17 protein-coding genes and 1 pseudogene are annotated in these 17804 nt (G+C 39.5%); 5 read left to right on the top strand and 13 right to left on the bottom strand.

Features of this window, described 5'->3' with window-relative positions:
* Positions 1-71 precede the first annotated feature (71 nt).
* Positions 72-1157, top strand: a complete 1086-nt coding sequence (meaB, locus tag BM266_RS06565) for a methylmalonyl Co-A mutase-associated GTPase MeaB (protein ID WP_093407420.1) — start codon at positions 72-74, stop codon at positions 1155-1157.
* Here meaB and BM266_RS06560 read toward each other — a convergent pair.
* Positions 1135-2088, bottom strand: coding sequence for an NAD-dependent epimerase/dehydratase family protein (locus BM266_RS06560; RefSeq protein ID WP_093407417.1), 954 nt, complete (start codon positions 2086-2088; stop codon positions 1135-1137). The two genes, meaB and BM266_RS06560, sit on opposite strands and share 23 nt — an antisense overlap.
* 125 nt (positions 2089-2213) lie before the next feature.
* On the opposite strand from BM266_RS06560, the gene BM266_RS06555 reads away from it, so the two are divergent.
* Genes BM266_RS06555 through BM266_RS06545 form a run of 3 tightly spaced genes read left to right on the top strand, consistent with a single transcriptional unit; the run spans position 2214 to position 5172 of the window.
* Positions 2214-2927, top strand: coding sequence for a glycosyltransferase family 2 protein (locus tag BM266_RS06555; RefSeq protein ID WP_093407414.1), 714 nt, complete (start codon positions 2214-2216; stop codon positions 2925-2927).
* Positions 2928-3551 carry a lipid-A-disaccharide synthase N-terminal domain-containing protein gene (locus BM266_RS06550; RefSeq protein WP_093407412.1) on the top strand — a complete coding sequence of 208 codons (624 nt, stop codon included), beginning with the start codon at positions 2928-2930 and terminating at the stop codon, positions 3549-3551. It abuts the gene before it with no gap.
* Positions 3544-5172: an ArnT family glycosyltransferase gene (locus tag BM266_RS06545; protein WP_245760399.1), complete on the top strand. Its 1629-nt coding sequence runs from the start codon at positions 3544-3546 to the stop codon at positions 5170-5172. The genes BM266_RS06550 and BM266_RS06545 overlap by 8 nt, the downstream gene beginning before the upstream one ends.
* Here the strand turns inward: BM266_RS06545 and BM266_RS06540 are convergent.
* From BM266_RS06540 to BM266_RS06520, 5 genes and pseudogenes are all read right to left on the bottom strand, one after another.
* A complete protein-coding gene (locus tag BM266_RS06540) occupies positions 5169-5732 on the bottom strand; it encodes a phosphatase PAP2 family protein (RefSeq protein WP_093407409.1) in 564 nt (187 codons plus the stop codon). The two genes, BM266_RS06545 and BM266_RS06540, sit on opposite strands and share 4 nt — an antisense overlap.
* Before the next feature lie 3 nt (positions 5733-5735).
* A complete protein-coding gene (locus tag BM266_RS06535; protein ID WP_093407407.1) occupies positions 5736-5966 on the bottom strand; it encodes a hypothetical protein in 231 nt (76 codons plus the stop codon).
* Positions 5967-5983: 17 nt separating this feature from the next.
* Entirely contained in the window at positions 5984-7342 is a 1359-nt protein-coding gene (locus tag BM266_RS06530; protein WP_093407580.1) for an MATE family efflux transporter, read from the bottom strand.
* 134 nt (positions 7343-7476) lie between these two features.
* Positions 7477-8898 (bottom strand): M20/M25/M40 family metallo-hydrolase, encoded by a 1422-nt coding sequence (locus BM266_RS06525; protein ID WP_093407404.1) that lies wholly within the window; start codon positions 8896-8898, stop codon positions 7477-7479.
* Positions 8899-8937: 39 nt separating this feature from the next.
* Positions 8938-9816: pseudogene (locus BM266_RS06520) on the bottom strand (PPK2 family polyphosphate kinase).
* A 116-nt stretch (positions 9817-9932) separates the two neighbouring features.
* Between BM266_RS06520 and BM266_RS06515 the strand changes: the two are divergent.
* The gene (locus BM266_RS06515) at positions 9933-10526 is read left to right on the top strand and encodes a hypothetical protein (protein WP_093407402.1); all 594 of its coding nucleotides are present in this window, start codon (positions 9933-9935) and stop codon (positions 10524-10526) included.
* A 4-nt stretch (positions 10527-10530) separates the two neighbouring features.
* Here BM266_RS06515 and BM266_RS06510 read toward each other — a convergent pair whose 3' ends face one another.
* From BM266_RS06510 to BM266_RS06480, 7 genes are all read right to left on the bottom strand, one after another.
* A complete protein-coding gene (locus BM266_RS06510; protein ID WP_093407399.1) occupies positions 10531-11697 on the bottom strand; it encodes a sigma-54-dependent transcriptional regulator in 1167 nt (388 codons plus the stop codon).
* Between the two features lie 2 nt (positions 11698-11699).
* Complete coding sequence (locus BM266_RS06505) at positions 11700-12599, bottom strand: DUF6268 family outer membrane beta-barrel protein (RefSeq protein ID WP_245760398.1); 900 nt, start codon at positions 12597-12599, stop codon at positions 11700-11702.
* A 7-nt stretch (positions 12600-12606) separates the two neighbouring features.
* The gene (locus BM266_RS06500; protein ID WP_093407394.1) at positions 12607-13512 is read right to left on the bottom strand and encodes a mechanosensitive ion channel family protein; all 906 of its coding nucleotides are present in this window, start codon (positions 13510-13512) and stop codon (positions 12607-12609) included.
* Between the two features lie 2 nt (positions 13513-13514).
* Entirely contained in the window at positions 13515-14807 is a 1293-nt protein-coding gene (locus BM266_RS06495) for an ABC transporter permease (RefSeq protein ID WP_093407391.1), read from the bottom strand.
* Positions 14800-15729 carry an ABC transporter ATP-binding protein gene (locus BM266_RS06490; RefSeq protein ID WP_093407389.1) on the bottom strand — a complete coding sequence of 310 codons (930 nt, stop codon included), beginning with the start codon at positions 15727-15729 and terminating at the stop codon, positions 14800-14802. Before BM266_RS06490 ends, BM266_RS06495 begins: the two co-directional genes overlap by 8 nt.
* Positions 15730-15938: 209 nt before the next feature.
* Positions 15939-17060 (bottom strand): molecular chaperone DnaJ, encoded by a 1122-nt coding sequence (gene dnaJ, locus BM266_RS06485; RefSeq protein ID WP_093407387.1) that lies wholly within the window; start codon positions 17058-17060, stop codon positions 15939-15941.
* Positions 17061-17090: 30 nt separating this feature from the next.
* Complete coding sequence (locus BM266_RS06480) at positions 17091-17678, bottom strand: nucleotide exchange factor GrpE (protein ID WP_093407385.1); 588 nt, start codon at positions 17676-17678, stop codon at positions 17091-17093.
* Between the last annotated feature and the right edge of the window lie 126 nt (positions 17679-17804).

Here is a 17804-nt window from a genome sequence, read left to right as displayed (position 1 = left end):
GCTTCAATATAACAAGCAAAAAATACCGAGGCAAAGAATGAATTCATAAATTTGTCATAAATAAACTCAGCTTGGCTAAAAAAACCACTTCTTCTGCTCTACACGAATCAGGTTCCGAAAAATCTGCGGTTAGCGTAAATTCGGATGCTGCTGAAAAATTTAAAGCCCGGCGAAAAAACATTCTTTCAGAAGAAGATTTGCTTACACAATTGCTTGAAGGAAATAAAGCTGCCCTGGGTAGAGCCATTACCCTTATAGAAAGCAATCAGCCAAAACATAAAAAAAACGCTGAAATCCTTATTGAAGGAGCTTTACCCCATGCTCAGAAATCTATTAGAATTGGGATCACCGGAGTTCCAGGGGTGGGAAAAAGTACTTTTATTGAAAGTTTCGGTACTTACCTGGTAAACCAGGGGAAAAAAGTTGCGGTACTTGCTGTAGATCCTAGCAGCAGTATTTCCAGAGGAAGTATACTTGGTGATAAAACCCGGATGGAAAATCTCGTGAAAGAGAAAAACGCCTTTGTGAGACCATCTCCATCGGGAGAATCTCTGGGTGGGGTTGCGAGAAAATCCCGGGAAAGTATTCTGTTATGCGAAGCTGCGGGTTTTGATGTTATTTTAATCGAGACTGTAGGAGTTGGCCAGAGCGAAACTACAGTGCATAGTATGACCGATTTTTTCTTATTGCTGAAACTTGCAGGTGCAGGAGACGAATTGCAGGGAATAAAACGCGGCATCATAGAAATGGCCGATGCCATAGTAATTAATAAGGCCGATGGCGATAATCTTAAAGCAGCCCGTGAAGCAAAAATGGAATTCAAAAGAGCTTTAAATCTCTATTCAACTAAAGAAAGCGGCTGGAAACCCAAAGTTAACCTTTGTAGTGCTTTGAATAACACGGGGATTTCTGAGGTATGGGGTCTGATATTAAGTTATATAAAGCAAACAAAAGAAAATGGATATTTTGAACACAATCGGCGTGAACAAAATAAATTCTGGATGTTCCAAACCATAGACGAACACCTTAAAAATCGCTTCTACAGAGATCCTGAGATCAAAGAAGCTTTAAAAATTCAGCTTAAGGCAATTGAAAATAATAAGACCACCGCTTTCGCAGCTGCCAATGAGCTGATCAGGAAATTTGAGGCATCATAAATTCTTTGTACCATTCCACCTGTTTTCCCAGCCCTTCAAACAGTGATATTTTAGGATCGTAACCTATAAGCTCCCTGGCCTTCTCAATTTTCGCACGGGTTCTTAACTGATCGCCGGCACGCCTTGGCAAATGTTTTATTTTTATTTTCTTTTCCAGGATCTCTTCAATAAATTGAATTCCGTTGCTGGTAGAAAACTCTTCTTCACTTCCCAGGTTAATAATTTGTGTATTTAGCTTTTCGTAATTCTCCAGGGCTCTCACAATTCCATCTACAATATCTCCAACATAAGTAAAACTCCTTAGATGTTCTTCACTGCCTTCAAAAAGGGGAAACTCCTCTTCGTTATAGGCACACTGAATAAGTTTTGTATATAATTTATCAGGTCTTTCCCGGGGCCCGTAAACCGAATACAATCTAAGCGAAGAAGCTTTAATCTTCTCACTTCTGGCCAGGGAAAGTGCCAGTTGCTCGGCTGCCAGTTTGCTAACTCCATAATTAGAAACAGGTCGTGGCACTTCGGTTTCAGTATATGTAGCTTCTCTACCGTAGATGGAAGACGTGCCAATATTAAAGAAATGCTTCAGGTTTTTATTCTTGAGAGAGAAATTCAGCAAAAGCTCGGTTGCGTAAACATTATTTGAAAAATAATCATCAAAGCTACTGCTTGCCGAAATTCCCGGGCGACCGGCAAAATGAAAAACAAAATTGAAATCCTGGGTTAGATCTTCATAATCTTCAGGATTTCTAAGGTCTTTCTCTAAAACCTCCACACCTTTTTTCCGAAGAATTTCAGCATTTTGTCTTTTCAGGGATACGTTGTAATAATCGGAAAAATTATCAATTCCAGTAACCTGATAACCGAGCTCGACAAGTTTTTCGGCCATGTGTGAACCGATAAACCCAGCTACCCCGGTGATTAAAACTCTCATATAAACAATTTGGAATTATCTGGCGCAAATTACAATCTTAATTTAATTAGACCTAAAGGCCTTTAATAGAAATTTTAATTCTACTGTATTTTATTAATACCTTTGCAGCCTGTTTAATCCATCATATGCAATACGAATTTACTATTATTGTTCCACTCTTTAACGAGGAAGAGAACCTTTTGAGAGTAGAACAGGCCTTAAGCGATTATATAAACAAGGCGATAAAAATGAGCAGTGTGCTGCTGGTAAACGATGGTTCTACAGACAACAGTCTTACACTCATTGAGGAAATTTGTAGCAGGCAGGAACACTTCAGATATATTTCTTTCGATAAAAACCGCGGTTTAAGTGCAGCTATTAAAGCAGGATTTGATCACGCCGAATCTCCTTTGATTGGCTATATAGATTCCGATCTCCAAACGGACCCTGAAGATTTTGATCTTCTTTTAGCCGAAATTGGGGAGTATGACCTTGTTACAGGGGTTAGAGGAAACCGAAAAGATAGATTCGTCAAGAATATTTCGTCCAAGATCGCCAATAATATCAGGCGGAGTTTCACTAACGATGGAATGGAGGATACGGGATGTCCCCTTAAGGTTATCAAAGCCGAATATGCCCTGAACATTCCAATGTTCCAGGGACTACATCGGTTTTTGCCGGCAATGATCCTTTTACAGGAAGGCACAGTAAAACAGGTGCCGGTAAGACATTATCCCAGGCTCGCCGGTACCCCGAAATATCACCTTTGGAACAGGCTGGGCGGACCTCTCGTAGATTGTTTTGCTTATTTGTGGATGAAAAAAAAGTACATCAATTATAAGATCGAGAAAAAGGGTTAAATGGAAAATTGGCAGATTTATGCTATAGGTTTTACTGCGCAAATTTTATTTTCGGCCAGGCTACTGCATCAGTGGTTGCTTTCAGAAAAACTAAAAATGGTGGTCACCCCCACCCTGTTTTGGAAACTTAGCCTCTTTGCTTCCTTCCTTTTATTTGTTTACGGGTATTTTCGCGATGACTTTGCCATAATGTTTGGACAGGGAATCACCTATTTTATTTATATTAGAAACCTTTACCTGCAGGGCACCTGGCAGCGATTACCATCCTGGTTACAGTGGCTGCTTTACCTCTTCCCAATTGGAGTAATTAGCTTTTTCATTACTTTTAAAAGTTTCCATATCGATAAATTGTTCTTGAATGAGGATATTCCTTTCTGGTTACTCGCTTTAGGAACCTCGGCCCAGATAATTTTTAATCTAAGATTTATTTACCAATGGTTTTATTCTGAAAAAATAAGACAATCTGTCCTACCGCTTGGATTTTGGGTGTTAAGCCTATTCGGGGCCAGCCTGATTCTTATTTATGCGATTCTAAGGCAAGATCCTGTACTTTTTATAGGACATATTTTAGGAAGCTTTATTTATGTTAGAAACATTGTTTTAAGTTTGAAAACCTATGCTTAAACTGCCAAAAATCACTGATAATTATCTCCTGATACTATTCCTGATAGGTTCTGTAATATTTTTAACTCAGCTTGATGTTTTATATGTAAACATCATGGAAGCCCGCAATTTTATTGCAGCCCGCGAAATGCTTGAAAAAGAAAACTGGCTTCTTACTACCCTTAATGATCTCCCACGTTACCAAAAACCCCCCTTACCCACCTGGCTGACCGCTTTAAGCGCCTGGATTTTTGGAAATTACGATCTTTATGCAATGCGTCTACCGGCAGCTATCACAGCGGTTATGCTGTTATTTATTTTTTATGCCTTCCAGGGCTTACTTAAAATTCCGAAAAAACAGGGCTTTTTAAGTGCATTAATTCTGGCAACCTCATTCTATATTATTTTTTCAGGGCGAGATGGGCAATGGGATATTTTCACCCACACTTTTATGATGGGTAGTATTTTTTTCCTGATCAAAATCTTTCAGGATTCTAAAAAGCTTTATCGCAATGCCGTTTTAGCTGCGATTTTCTTTGGGGCCTCCCTGTTAAGTAAAGGTCCGGTATCTCTTTACGCACTCTTCCTGCCATTTTTAATCGCATATGGCCTAACCTATAACTACAGAGGATTCAAAGGAAAGCGTCTGGCCATTTTCCTTTTTATTATTCTTGGAATCGCCTTGGGCACCTGGTGGTTTATCTATGTAAGAATTGCAGATCCCGTTACCTTTCTGAAGATCGCAACCAGAGAAACCTCAAACTGGGCAGGATATAACGTAAGACCATTTTATTATTACTGGAGCTTTTTTGTTCAAAGCGGTATCTGGACTATCCCCTCATTTGTAGCCCTGCTTTATCCTTATTTAAAAAATAAAGTCTCCAATCCAAAGGCCTATAAATTCTCGTTTTTATGGACAATTGCCGCAGTTATATTACTCTCTGTTATTCCTGAAAAAAAATCACGATACCTACTACCGGTGCTTATTCCTATGGCTATAAATACCGGTTTTTATATAGAATATCTTTTCCGGAATTTCAGAAAACTTTCTAAGTCAGAAAGCTGGATAGTTTACGTGAACCACGGGCTCATCGCTTTTATCGGACTCGTATTTCCTCTTGCTGCTTTCTTTTACCTGGATCTTACCGGATTTTGGTTTTGGTATATAGCAGCTTCAGTAACGCTATTCGGTATTGGTCTCGGGATTTTATATTTTCTGTGGAAAAAGAAGTATCCTCCGGTTTTCTATCTCACGGTAAGCTTTATCGCCGGAATTATTCTTTTTGGCTTTCCGCTGATGTATGCCTTTTTAAAAAACCCTGACTTCAACAATATTAAAAACCTGAATCTTTTAGCCGAAGAAGAAAACTTCGAGGTTTACGAATACAAAAGCTTCTCCCCCGAGTTAATCTGGGAATACGGAAGCTCCATCCCATTAATAGAAGATCTAAAGAACCTGGAAAACAAAGATTCCTTCGGAATATTATTTATGGAAGAAGACAGCCTCCAGGTGAAATCCTACTTTAAGAATTTCGAGATAAAACAACGCGAGCGTTACGACCTTAACTACGTGAACCCCGAAGCAGGTGGTTATAAAGACCGGTTGATAAGGGCATTCTACCTTCTGGAAAGTAAGGATTAGAGCGAAAATTTTTTCAGTAAAAATTTTTGAAGTTGATAATATAAAAAGCCAAAAAAAGCTCCGATAAAAGCACCGGTTAATATATCTCCCGGATAATGCACTCCAAGGTATACTCTACTGTAAGCTACCAAAGCCGCCCAAAAAAGCAGAAAATAGATTAGTTTTGGAAAATGCCTCTTAAAAATAAGTCCGAGAAAAACTGCCACTCCAAAAGAATTGGAAGCGTGGGCTGAAAAATAACCGTATTTTCCACATCTCACTGCGACAAAACGGGCATACTCCTTTATCCCTTCCTGCCCACAAGGACGTAAGCGCTGAAAGCCATCTTTAAAAATATTCCCTAATTGATCGGTTGTGGTGATCAAAAGAGTTACTAATACCAAACTAAGCAAAGTAGCTTTCCAGTCAAATTTCTTGAATAGTAAAAAGACAAGAATTGCATACAGAGGTATGGCAGTCCATTTATCGGTTACCAGTAACCAAAACCAGTCCCATTGTTCATTTCCAAGGTTATTGAGATAAAGAAAAAGGTTGTGATCTATTTCGATAAGGCGATCCATAGATTAATCTTCTTCGTAACGGGAAACTTCACGATCATAAAATTCAGAAGCCTCTTTGATCAAAGCTTCAGTCTCGTTTGCAAGTTCCTCTTCGTCTGTGGTATCGAAATCCTCCAGCCAATCTACCTCATCATTTTCAAGGTTGATGATAAAGCGGGGGAATTCGGTATGTACTACGAAAACAGCATCGGGATAATCGGTATTATCGCCTAGAAGAAATTTAGGAAAATCCATATTAAAAATATTTAATTTTAAGCCAGTACGGCTTTCTTTTCAATTAAACGTTTACTTAAAAAGTTGAACCGAAGGTACAACATTAATGCCGAAGCGGTAAGGCCTGCCAACAATCCCAACCAGATTCCCATGCTTCCTAACTGCTCGGCTTTACCATAGTACCAGGATACCGGAAACCCGATAAGCCAGTATGCGATAAAACAAATAAGAGTGGGTATCTTTACATCCTGAAGGCCCCGTAAAGCCCCAAGAATTACTACCTGCAATCCATCACTGAGCTGAAAAAGAGCAGCAATAACAAGTAATTGGGCTGCAAGAAGAATCACTTCAGTGTTATCGATATAAAAAGTAGGCAACCAGTCTTTGAGTAAGATAAAACCTACTGCAAAAACAGCCTCGATAAGGAAAACCAGTAAAAATGTTGAAAAAGCTATCCTGCGAAGATCCTTAAATTTCCTCAGCCCTTTTTGGTTCCCTACCCTTATGGTGGCCGTAACTCCCAGACCAACTGCGATCATAAAGGTCATAGAAGCCAGGTTAAGTGCGATCTGGTTGGCAGCCTGGGGGTTGGTTCCCAAAGTCCCGGCAAGAAAAACCGTGGCGGTAAAAATAGCAATTTCAAAAAGCATTTGTAGTGCGGTAGGAAAACCCAGGGCGAGCAACCGCTTAAAAATATCTGGCTTAAGAAATTCCTTCCTGCTCCATTTAAAATATTCGGCAAATTTTTTCTTTCGCCTAAGGATTTCCCACACGAACCAGAGCATAAAAAAGCGTGCAATTAACGTTCCAATAGCTGCTCCTTCCAACTCGAGGCGTGGAAAGATCCAAATTCCGTAGATAAGCAGGTAATTAAACACCACATTCACCACATTGGCAATTAGGGTGGCGTACATTGCATATTTGGTTTGAGAGAGTCCATCGGCAAATTGCTTGAACGCCTGAAAGATCATGAGCGGGATCATGGAAAAAGCCACGATTTCCAGGTAGGGAATGGCCAGGGCAACCACTTCCGGGGGTTGATCCATATAATGTAGAATCGGTTTTGCGAGTAATAAAGCAAGGAACAGAAAAACTCCATTGAGAGTACATAAAACGACACCGTGGTGAAAGTAACTTCGTCCCTTCTCTATGTCTTTAGCACCGTCAGCTTCAGCGATGAGTGGAGTTATCGCAAAGGAAAACCCAATCCCAAGGGAAAGAGCTATAAAAACCATCGCGTTTCCCAGGGAAACCGCAGCAAGGGGTGCTGCTCCTAATCTTCCTATCATTAGGTTATCAACAAGGCCAACCATTACATGACCAAGTTGCCCAAGCATTACCGGAAAGGCTATATTAAGGTTTCGGTTGAATTCTTTAGTGTATGCTGATAACTGCAAGCCTATTTTTTTAGGCTGCAAATATAGAATGTTTTATCACCATAAAAATTGAAAGGTGAGGAAAATTCAATAACCGGAATACACAAAAAAACCGGACTAAAAAGTCCGGCTGTAATGATGAGAATTTATTTTTTTTAGAATTTCTGCTGGGATTGGGTATTGATTTGCTTGATACCGTATTTATCCACAAGGTAGATCAACGAAGTCATAGTAGCAGCTCCAAGTTCCAATTCCCGCTTGTTAACATGTTCAAAGGTATCTGTCGCAGCGTGATGATGGTCAAAATAACGTTGAGAATCGGGACGAAGACCGGCAAGAACCATATCCCCTTCTTTTAACGGGCCAATATCTGCGCCGCTTCCACCTAACTCAAAATAATGGATCAGGTAAGGTTTGAAAAGAGATTGCCAGCTTCTTATCTGGGCAAATTGCGCCTCATCGGCATCAAAAGAAAAGCCTCTTGGTGTAAATCCACCTGAATCACTCTCTAACGCGAATATGTGATTTTCTCCTTTTTCATGGGCAACTTTTGCATATTCATTTCCACCGCGAAGACCGTTTTCTTCGTTCATAAAAAGCACCACCCTTATAGTTCGTTTTGGTTGATAGCCCATCTCCTTAAAGAGCCTTAGTACCTCCATAGATTGTACGACCCCGGCTCCATCATCGTGAGAACCGTCGCCAAGATCCCAGGAATCCAGATGACCTCCAACAACCATAATTTCATCAGGATATTCACTACCCGTGATTTCTCCTATAACATTATAAGAAAGTACATCTTCGTGTTGTTCTGAATTCAGCTTAAAATAAAGTTTAAGATCTGGAGAAATTTTCAACATTCCACTTACGTAATCGGCATCGTTGGTACTTATGGCTGCTGCAGGAATTCTTTTTGAAACAGGAGTATCTCCATAGCTCATGGAACCTGTATGCGGGTAATCGTCCTGTTTTAGACTTAACGAGCGTACAATCACACCTACAGCCCCATATTTGGCAGCTTCCTCTGCACCTGAATAGCGCTGATCAACACAACCTCCATAAGCTTCAAAAGTATGAATTAATTCTGGCCGCATAGGGCGGTTATAGAAAACGATTTTTCCTGCAATTTTTTCTCTTCCCAGTTCCGCAAGCTCTTCCAGACCTTGCACCTCAATTACCTGGGCTTTTGTTCCGCCTTCGGGTGTTGAAACAGAACCACCGAGAGCGGTGATATTAAGGTTTCTGGTCTCTCCCGGAGCCGTTTCCAGATAAGAGTATTCACGACCACCTCTGGTCCATTTAGGAACCATTACCGGTTGTAACCAAACCTTATCCAAGCCGAGTTTTTCTAATTCGGCTTTGGTATAATCCACAGCTTTCTGTGCATTTAAAGACCCGGAAAGCCTTCCGCCGATATTATTTGATAAATGATCAAGCCAATCATAACTTTTTCCCTCCAAAAGGGCATAATCATATATTTTCCGTAATTGTAATGAATCTTCCTTGGAGGAGGCTTCCTGGGAGTTCGCAGTTAAGAACATTGAGCTGATAAAAAGTAGGCTAAGTAATCTTTTCATTGATAAATTATAATTTAATGTGAATGTGTACGAAAATAACTATTCCTTTTTAAGCTCCTCAATATATTCCTTTAATTTCTTAAAAATTTCAGGAGCTAATTCGGGTTCTTTTACATCTTTGTATTTAATGAGTTCCTCGTAAAGTATTTTAGCAACCAAATAACGTGCCGTTGGTTTGGAATCTGAAGAGATAACATACCAGGGGGCCTTTTCGGTTGAAGTCTTATTAATAGCATCCTGGTAATATTTTCGGTAGGTTTCCCATAGTTTTCGCTCTTCCAGATCTCCGGGAGAAAATTTCCAGTTTTTATTAGGTTTGTTAAGTCGACGCAATAATCGCTGGCGTTGTTCTTCCTTTGAAATATGTAGAAAGAACTTGAAAACTATGGTGCCGTTCCTAACGATATGTTCTTCAAAATTCCGGATTTGTTCAAAACGATTTTCCCAGAAATCCTCGTTTATATCTTCCAGGCCTTTTATCTGTGGAAGATTTTCATTCAGCAGATATTCAGGATGAACACGGGTAACCAGTACATTTTCGTAATGCGTTCTATTAAAAACACCAAACTTACCCCTGGCCGGCAGTGCAATATAATGTCTCCAAAGATAATCGTGTTTTAACTCCAGGGAGTTGGGCACCTTAAAACTATGTACCACTACCCCGCGAGAATTAAAATCCTTAAAAACTTCCCTGATGAGGCTGTCTTTTCCGGCGGTATCTATTCCCTACAAACAAACCAGCACCGCATACTTACCATGGGCATATAATTTATCCTGCCACTCCCCAAGGTCTTCTCTTGTTGATTCGAGGGATTTCTTAACTCTCTTCTTTTTAACTTCAAGGTCAAATTTGGTTGGGATCTCATCCAGGTTTATTTTGTTTGTAACTTTAAAAACCCCGGGGCTTACTTTCTTCATAATCTGGAAATTAGCAGGTTAATAAGTTCTATCTAACTGTTAGGCCTTATTTGGGTAACTAAAGATACAATCTTTAAGAAACATTTTTTTTATCTTCGCCCACTAAATACTTTGGCTTGAAAAAGGAAGAAAAACAGGAAATAATAGAAAAAGTAACCAGCCTTTTAAAGGAGATTCCTTCATCAATGGATATCGTTAAAAAAGGTGGAAACAGGCATAAACGCTTTCAATATCTCGCCAATCATATGGTAGAAAAAGCGATTGAGAAAGATGCTCTTATAATTTCTGAAAACCGAAAAGGAATAGCCATTTTATTTAAAACCAATAGTAAAGCCGATAATTTCTGGAAAGATATCTGGACACAGTTGGGTTTGGTTATTAATGTAACCGGAATAAATAATGCTTTCCGGATTATCAAAAATCAGAATTATATCAAGAAGCAACGCCCTGCTGAAGGGGACTACCTCTACTGCTGGTTTTGGGGAATACTCGCCGATTCACGTGGCGCCGACACCCAGGTTGGCAAAGAGATGAAAGATGAGTTTTATCGGCAGTCCAGGGAATACCAGATTCCTCTTTATGCTGAAACCCGCATGCGTAAAAATGCCCTTGTTTATCAGCGCTTCGGATTTGAACTTTTTCACGAGTGGCAACATCCCAGCGGGGATACTATGTATTTTTTAAGATATATACCGCCAGCTAAAGACTAAGAAATTATAATTTCCCTGCGAAAACCTTTACATCGTCTTCGGTCACCTCGTTTCCTCCTAAAATTATAAGGCGCTCCACTACATTGCGTAATTCACGAATATTACCACGCCAGTCGTATTCCTTCAAAAGCTTTAAAGCCTCTGGAGTAAAATGTTTTTTGTTAGTCCCGTGTTCGTTGGCTATTTTTTCGCCAAAGTACTCTACGAGCAACGGGATATCTTCACGCCTTTCGTTTAAGGCTGGTACCTGGATCAAAATAACGGCCAACCTGTGGTATAGGTCTTCTCTAAATCGTTTCTCCTCAATCTCTTTCTTCAGGTTTTTATTGGTAGCGGCAATCACCCGAACATCTACCTTAATATCTTTACTACTACCAACCCTTGATATTTTACTTTCCTGGAGAGCACGAAGAACTTTCGCCTGCGCCGAAAGGCTCATATCTCCTATTTCATCCAGAAAAATAGTACCTCCGTTGGCTTGCTCAAATTTCCCTATACGGTCTTTATTAGCCGAGGTAAAAGCACCTTTAACGTGGCCAAAAAGCTCACTTTCTATCAATTCTGAAGGAATTGCGGCACAATTCACCTCTACCATAGGCCCTGAAGAACGATCGCTCTTTTGGTGCAACCAATGCGCTACAAGTTCTTTACCACTCCCATTTGGCCCTGTGATTAACACCCGGGCATCTGTAGGTGCCACTTTCTCGATAAGATCTTTAATATGCTGGATAGCTTTGGACTTACCAATCATTTCAAAGTTCTTGCTTACTTTCTTTTTAAGGCGGGTATTTTCCACCACAAGTTCTTTACGGTCTAAAGCATTTCGAACGGTATTAAGCAACCGATTAAGATCTGGTGGTTTAGAAATATAATCAAAAGCGCCCATCTTCATAGTGTTCACAGCAGTATCCAGGTCTCCGTGGCCGGAGATCATCACTACAGGCACTTCCGGTTTTATTTTTTTGATCGCTTCAAGGACTTCAACTCCATCCATTTTGGGCATTTTGATATCACAAAGAACCAGGTCAAAATCCTCATCTTTTATCTTTTCGGTGCCAACAAGACCATCTTCAGCTTCAACTACAGAATAATTAGAATTTTCTTCGGTAAGGATTTTCACCAATACCCTTCTTATAGATGCTTCGTCTTCTATTAATAAAATTTTTGCCATAATTATAATATACTAAATTTTAAACCTCCGCGGGCATAAAAAGTATTGGTTTTGTTAATAGTGTATAGATCTTCCAAGTCTTTATCCCGTAACCGAATATCATTCATCAAAGTATAACCTGCATAAGTGTAAAATGAAATATGGTCGGTGAAGTGATATTCATAACCCAGACCGCTAAGGAGAATCGTCATGGAAACACTTTCAGCAATTCCATTATCAGGGGTCTGCACCCGAAAGTTTTCCTGAATATTCGCAAAAAATCCATCGAGGGTTACGAAGGCCTGCATGGAATGTTTATCGTTAAAATAATATTTTAAATTAGATTTTGGAGTTCCCACGGTATAAGACCAATTGGGATGAAATCTCTTGTAATAATTCACAATTGGTAGTGGAAAAGGAAACCCGGTGGTTGTAGAGTAATTTAGCCCCAGAATTAATCGCCAGGGTTCTACATAGCGTTCATCCTCCTTTATCTTCACGAAGTACACTGAACCTTCATAGATAAAGTCATCATCTATAGCTTTATCGGTGGTGAAATTAGAGGCGATCTTAAGGCCAGCTTCAGCCGCGAACCGCCAATCATCACTTAACTTAAAAGTATAGGCCAGATTTCCTTTGAATGAATGAAAGCGATCCAAATTTTTAGTATTAAAATTTTCGTGATCTTCGTAGATAAAGTTCACATTGCGATATTCAACCCCCGGAACGAGATAAGCTCCCTTATTATTAAGTTTAATAGGAAAATTCACAAAACTTCGGAATCTTCTAAAGGAATTATCAGAGTTTGATTGCGGAAAATAAGTATATTCAATTCTTGCAATGTCGGTTGGTTGGGCTGAAAGCTTCGTAGTCGTTCCCACCAGCATCAGGGTTAAACCCAATAAAATTAAAGTCCTACACATTTTTATTCTATTTTGTAGATAGGTTGTCATTAAAAATATGCACATCGCGCTGTGGGAATGGGATGGTAATCTTGTTTTTTCTAAATTCCTGGTCTATTTTAAACCTCAGGTTGCTTTTAATCTTTGGATCAACAAAACTGTCGCTCACATAAAAATGAACCGCAAACAATAGGGCTGAATCTCCAAAATCCTCAAAAAGAACAAATGGTACAGGTGTATCCAAAATACTATCATTCTGTTTTGCACTATCAAGCAGGATCTTTTTCACTAATTGAGTATCGCTGCCGTAGGCAACTCCAACTTTTACCATTTCACGAGTGGTTTTATGGTTTTGTGTATAGTTATAAATCACGTCACTCATGAACTTATGATTTGGAATTATCATCACTTTGTCGTCCCGGGTAAGTGCTCTTGTGGTTCGGAGTTTAATTTCAAAAACCCTTCCTACGCGCCCGTTCATTTCGATGATATCTCCAACCAGAAGTGATTTATCCAGGATAATAAATATGCCCCCAATCACATCCTGAAATAACTCTTGTAAAGCTAATCCTAAACCAACAAATAACGCTGCTGATGCTGTTAAAAGTATTGTAATGTCTATCCCTGCGGAGCCCAGAGTTATTAAAATCACTACAACATATATGAAGTATTTTATAAATTTAAAGATGCTTATAAATTTCATCTTATCTTCATCGACAAGTTTTCCCGTAACAAAAGATCTTATTATTCTCAGGATGGTACTGGTAAGAACAAAGGCAAAAATAATCAGTAGAATCAATCCTACAGATATATATATCCTATCACCTCCCAGGTCATAGGAAAACAGAACATGATTCCATATATCCTGGATTAACCCCCAGATGTCCTGTTCTATTACCTCCTTAATATTTTCGGCTGTGTTTTGATCCTGCATTTTTAATATTTAAGCCATTTAAATAATTCTTTATATGTGGCCTTCTTCCCGTACATCAATATTCCCACCCTGTAAATTTTTGAGGCCAGCCATATTACTCCTAAATTAGTAATTAAAAGCAAACTTAAAGAAATGAGCAATTCATACCACGGCACTCCAAAAGGTATACGCATTAACATCACGATTGGGGAGGTAAGGGGAATCATAGAAAAAATCGTAGAAATAGTACCATGGGGGTTTTCAATCACTGCAAAAAATCCAACGTAAATTCCAAGCATTAATGGGAAAATTACCGGAAACATAAATTGCTGGGTATCGGTTTCGCTGTCTACTGCTGCTCCAATGGCTGCATAGATAGAACTGTACAGGAAGTATCCCCCCAGAAAATAGATTACAAAAAATACGAATAAACTCAGCAATGGTAAATTATATACATCAGCAAGGAACAGGCTAAGATCAGACTGAGCCATTTGCCCCATCATTTCCATCTGTTCCTTTTGAGTGGATAGAATATCAATTCCCAGTGTAAAACTTGTGATCCACAGCAATACCGCTCCCAGTATTACCCAGATGCTGAATTGGGTAAGCCCCGCGAGAGACGTTCCTAAAACCTTACCTAACATAAGGTGTATAGGTTTCACCGAAGAGACTATTATTTCGATAATTCGATTGGTTTTCTCTTCAATCACACTACGCATCACCATATTGCCATAAATTATAATGAACATCATTAATAAATACCCGGCAATACCCCCAAAGATCATTTTGATATAGTTGGACATCTTAGAAGTTCGCTGTCCGGAAAAATTCTGAATTTCAACATCCACTTTTACCTCTGCAGCCTCCATCGCGCTAATATCTATCCCACGAAGCATCAATTCCCTTTTGGTAAGCCTGTCAGAAATTGTTTTCTCCACGGTCTGTACCGTACCCAGGCCTGGAGGTTCTAATCCAAAAAACTGAATCTGGCCTACATCCCCATTTTCTTTTTCAGGAATATAAATCAATCCGTAATATTCCTGTTCCCTAACCTTAACCAAAGCCTTCTCGAAAGAAAGGTTTGAAAAATCCAAATATTGTACCTGCCTTCCATCTTTAAAATCTGAAGAAAAAATACCGGTCTCATCATAAAGCCCGATTATTTGCTGTTCGCTGCTATTCAGCATACTTAAATATCCCACCAGCATAAACATCCCAACCAGAATCAACGGACTTAAAAAAGTCATGATGATAAAGGTTTTATTCCTAACCCTTGCCAGGTATTCACGCCTTATGATTAGTTTCAAATTACGCATCCCGGGTGACGGTTTGGATAAAAATATCGTTTACTGAAGGAATTACCTCAACAAAATGATTTATCTGCGCACGATTTATAAGGAACTCCAACAAATGATTCGCCGATTCATTTTCCTGAAGTTGAATTCTTAATTTCAAATCGGTATGGATACTTTTAAAAGTAGCATTCCCCACAATAAATTTTTGCTGAAGCTCGGCCAGCAATGCAGGTTCATTTTTGGCTTCCATACCCACTTCAAAGGTGTTCGACTTATACTCTTTTTTAATATCAGAAACGCGACCATCCAGAAGTTTTTTCGATTTATGGATAAGGGCCATATAATCACAAAGCTCCTCTACACTTTCCATACGATGGGTGGAAAAAAGTATAGTTGCCCCCTCCTCCTTTAATTGAAGGATTTCACGCTTAATAAGCCTTGCATTCACGGGATCAAACCCACTAAAAGGCTCATCAAAGATTAGCAATTTTGGTTTGTGAAGTACCGTAATCACAAATTGCACCTTTTGAGCCATGCCTTTGGAAAGCTCCTGGATCTTCTTGTTCCACCAACCGGAAATCTCGAGTTTCTCAAACCAGTATTCAAGACGCTGTTTTGCTTCAGCCTTAGAAAGTCCTTTTAATTGTGCCAGGTAAAGAGCCTGCTCCCCAACTTTCATCGATTTATAAAGTCCCCGCTCTTCAGGCAGATAACCAATATGCTGAATATCATCAGGATGCAAAGGTTTATTGTCCAAATAGATCGTGCCACGGTCTGGCATAGTAATTTGATTGATAATCCTTAACAGTGTAGTCTTACCGGCGCCATTAGGGCCTAAAAGTCCAAAGACACTGGCTCTGGGAACATTTATAGAAACATTATTTAGTGCAGTGTAATTTCCAAAGGTTTTGTAAATATTTTCTGCCACTAACAGGTTATCCATACGTGAGATTTCGTGATTGGTAAATATATTGAAATGGCAGGAGAGAGATTTTGAATTAAGAAGAATTTATAATTTGCGTACCCGTCTAAAAAGCAAAACCCACCCTTAATAAATTAAGGATGGGAAAAAAATTGCTATGAAAAAGAAAAATTATCACCAAAAGACTTAGTGATAATCAAATATATAAATAATTTCTTAAAATGGGAGTTTTAAGAAAACATATCTTTAACCTTCTCAAAGAAGGATTTATCAGATTTTTCCGGATTTGGCTGGAAATTTTCATCATCAGCCATTCGTTCAAAGAAATCCTTCTGTTCCCTGTTAACTGTTTTGGGTGTCCAAACATTTACGTGCACCAAAAGGTCTCCTTTGCCATAGCCGTTAAGGTTACCAATACCTTTACCGCGTAATCTCAGGATTTTTCCCGATTGCACACCTTCATCTATTTTAATGCGAACTTTTCCATTAACCGTTTCGATCTCTTTCGAGGTTCCTAACACGGCCTCAGAAAGGCTTATATAAAGATCGTAATGCAGGTTGTCACCTTCCCTCTGTAAACTTGGATGTTCTTTCTCCTCTATAGCTACCAGAAGATCTCCTGGAACACCATCTCCGGGAGCGTCATTCCCTTTCCCTCCAACTTTAAGCTGCATTCCTTCTTCTACCCCTGCAGGGATTTTTATGGAAACAGTCTCTTCTTTCATTTTAAGCCCCTGGGCATCGGCATCGGCGGGTTTCTGGTCTATAATCTGTCCGGAACCGCTACAGGTACCGCAGGGAGATGCCGTTTGCATTCTTCCTAAAATAGTATTGGTTACCCGTGTCACCTGCCCCGTACCGTTACAGGTACTGCAGGTTTTATAGGTAGTGCCGGGAGCCTGAACTTTACGTTTAACTTTTATCTTTTTCTCTGCACCATTGGCAATTTCTTCCAGGGTGAGCGAAACGCGAATACGAAGGTTACTACCTTTAGCACGACGTCTTCCGCCGCCAAAGCCTCCGCCAAAACCAGAGAAACCTCCACCGCCAAAGCCACCGCCAAAAATATCGCCAAACTGGCTGAAGATGTCGTCCATATTCATTCCGCCGCCGCCAAAGCCACCGCCGCCTTCAAAAGCCTGATGACCAAATCTGTCGTAACGGGCACGCTTATCTTCATTGCTTAATACTTCATAAGCCTCTGCCGATTTTTTAAACATCTCTTCGGCTTTAGGATCATCGGGATTTTTATCCGGATGATACTTAATAGCCATCTTACGATATGCTTTTTTTATTTCGGCAGTAGAAGCACCTTTACTTATTCCTAATATTTCGTAATAATCTTCTTTCATTTGGTGTTTTTGCGATTCAAAAAATGCATTTTATTTCCCGGTTACTACCTTGGGATAGCGAATTATACGCTCTCCAAGTTTGTAACCACGCTCCACTACATCAACAATCTTGCCTTTAAGCTCTTCTGAAGGCGCCGGGATTTGGGTGATCGCTTCATGCAGGTCTGCATCAAAATCGTCCCCTTTTTCAACATTCATAGGCTCGAGGCCTTTATTCCTTAAGGTTTCACTAAATTTAGTGTGAATAAGCTCCACCCCTTTAAGCAGGCTTTTATCTTCGGTTTTCTGAATTTCATTTAAAGCCCTGTCAAAGTCGTCCAGCACAGGTAACATGGCTGACATTACTTCCTGGTTGGCAGTTTTAAATAGCTCAAGTCTTTCTTTGGATGTACGTCTTTTATAATTTTCAAATTCAGCAAAAAGACGTAAAAACTTATCTTTTTCCTTCTGAACCTCTTCTTTTAGTTTGTCGGTTTCAGAAAACTCTCCATCTTCCTGGTTATTTTCGGCATTTTCTTCAACGTCCTCAATAGCCTGGTCGATAGCGTCTTCTACTTTATCCTTAACCGAATTATCCTCTACGTGATTTTTGGTTTTATCTGTTTTCTTTTTACTCATTTTTCAGCATTTAAATACGGGCAGAAACGGTCAAAAGTATTGCCAATTCTTATCAAATGTCAAAATGTCACAAAATCTTTTTAATATTGTTTTATGAAACTTCGAATAACAGAAAGCTTAAATTTG

This window comes from Salegentibacter flavus (genome assembly GCF_900115145.1).
GTDB lineage: Bacteria > Bacteroidota > Bacteroidia > Flavobacteriales > Flavobacteriaceae > Salegentibacter > Salegentibacter flavus.
Note: the sequence above shows the minus strand (reverse complement) of the source record. Positions and strands in the feature narration are given on the sequence as shown.

Coding starts and splice junctions, on each gene's coding strand:
- BM266_RS06490 (WP_093407389.1), bottom strand. CDS start 15,729: ATGGATAACCTGTTAGTGGCAGAAAATATTTACAAAACCTTTGGAAAT.
- BM266_RS06560 (WP_093407417.1), bottom strand. CDS start 2,088: ATGAGAGTTTTAATCACCGGGGTAGCTGGGTTTATCGGTTCACACATG.
- BM266_RS06500 (WP_093407394.1), bottom strand. CDS start 13,512: ATGCAGGATCAAAACACAGCCGAAAATATTAAGGAGGTAATAGAACAG.
- BM266_RS06525 (WP_093407404.1), bottom strand. CDS start 8,898: ATGAAAAGATTACTTAGCCTACTTTTTATCAGCTCAATGTTCTTAACT.
- BM266_RS06480 (WP_093407385.1), bottom strand. CDS start 17,678: ATGAGTAAAAAGAAAACAGATAAAACCAAAAATCACGTAGAGGATAAT.
- BM266_RS06550 (WP_093407412.1), top strand. CDS start 2,928: ATGGAAAATTGGCAGATTTATGCTATAGGTTTTACTGCGCAAATTTTA.
- BM266_RS06555 (WP_093407414.1), top strand. CDS start 2,214: ATGCAATACGAATTTACTATTATTGTTCCACTCTTTAACGAGGAAGAG.
- BM266_RS06535 (WP_093407407.1), bottom strand. CDS start 5,966: ATGGATTTTCCTAAATTTCTTCTAGGCGATAATACCGATTATCCCGAT.
- BM266_RS06540 (WP_093407409.1), bottom strand. CDS start 5,732: ATGGATCGCCTTATCGAAATAGATCACAACCTTTTTCTTTATCTCAAT.
- BM266_RS06510 (WP_093407399.1), bottom strand. CDS start 11,697: ATGGCAAAAATTTTATTAATAGAAGACGAAGCATCTATAAGAAGGGTA.
- BM266_RS06505 (WP_245760398.1), bottom strand. CDS start 12,599: ATGTGTAGGACTTTAATTTTATTGGGTTTAACCCTGATGCTGGTGGGA.
- BM266_RS06545 (WP_245760399.1), top strand. CDS start 3,544: ATGCTTAAACTGCCAAAAATCACTGATAATTATCTCCTGATACTATTC.
- BM266_RS06495 (WP_093407391.1), bottom strand. CDS start 14,807: ATGCGTAATTTGAAACTAATCATAAGGCGTGAATACCTGGCAAGGGTT.
- dnaJ (WP_093407387.1), bottom strand. CDS start 17,060: ATGAAAGAAGATTATTACGAAATATTAGGAATAAGTAAAGGTGCTTCT.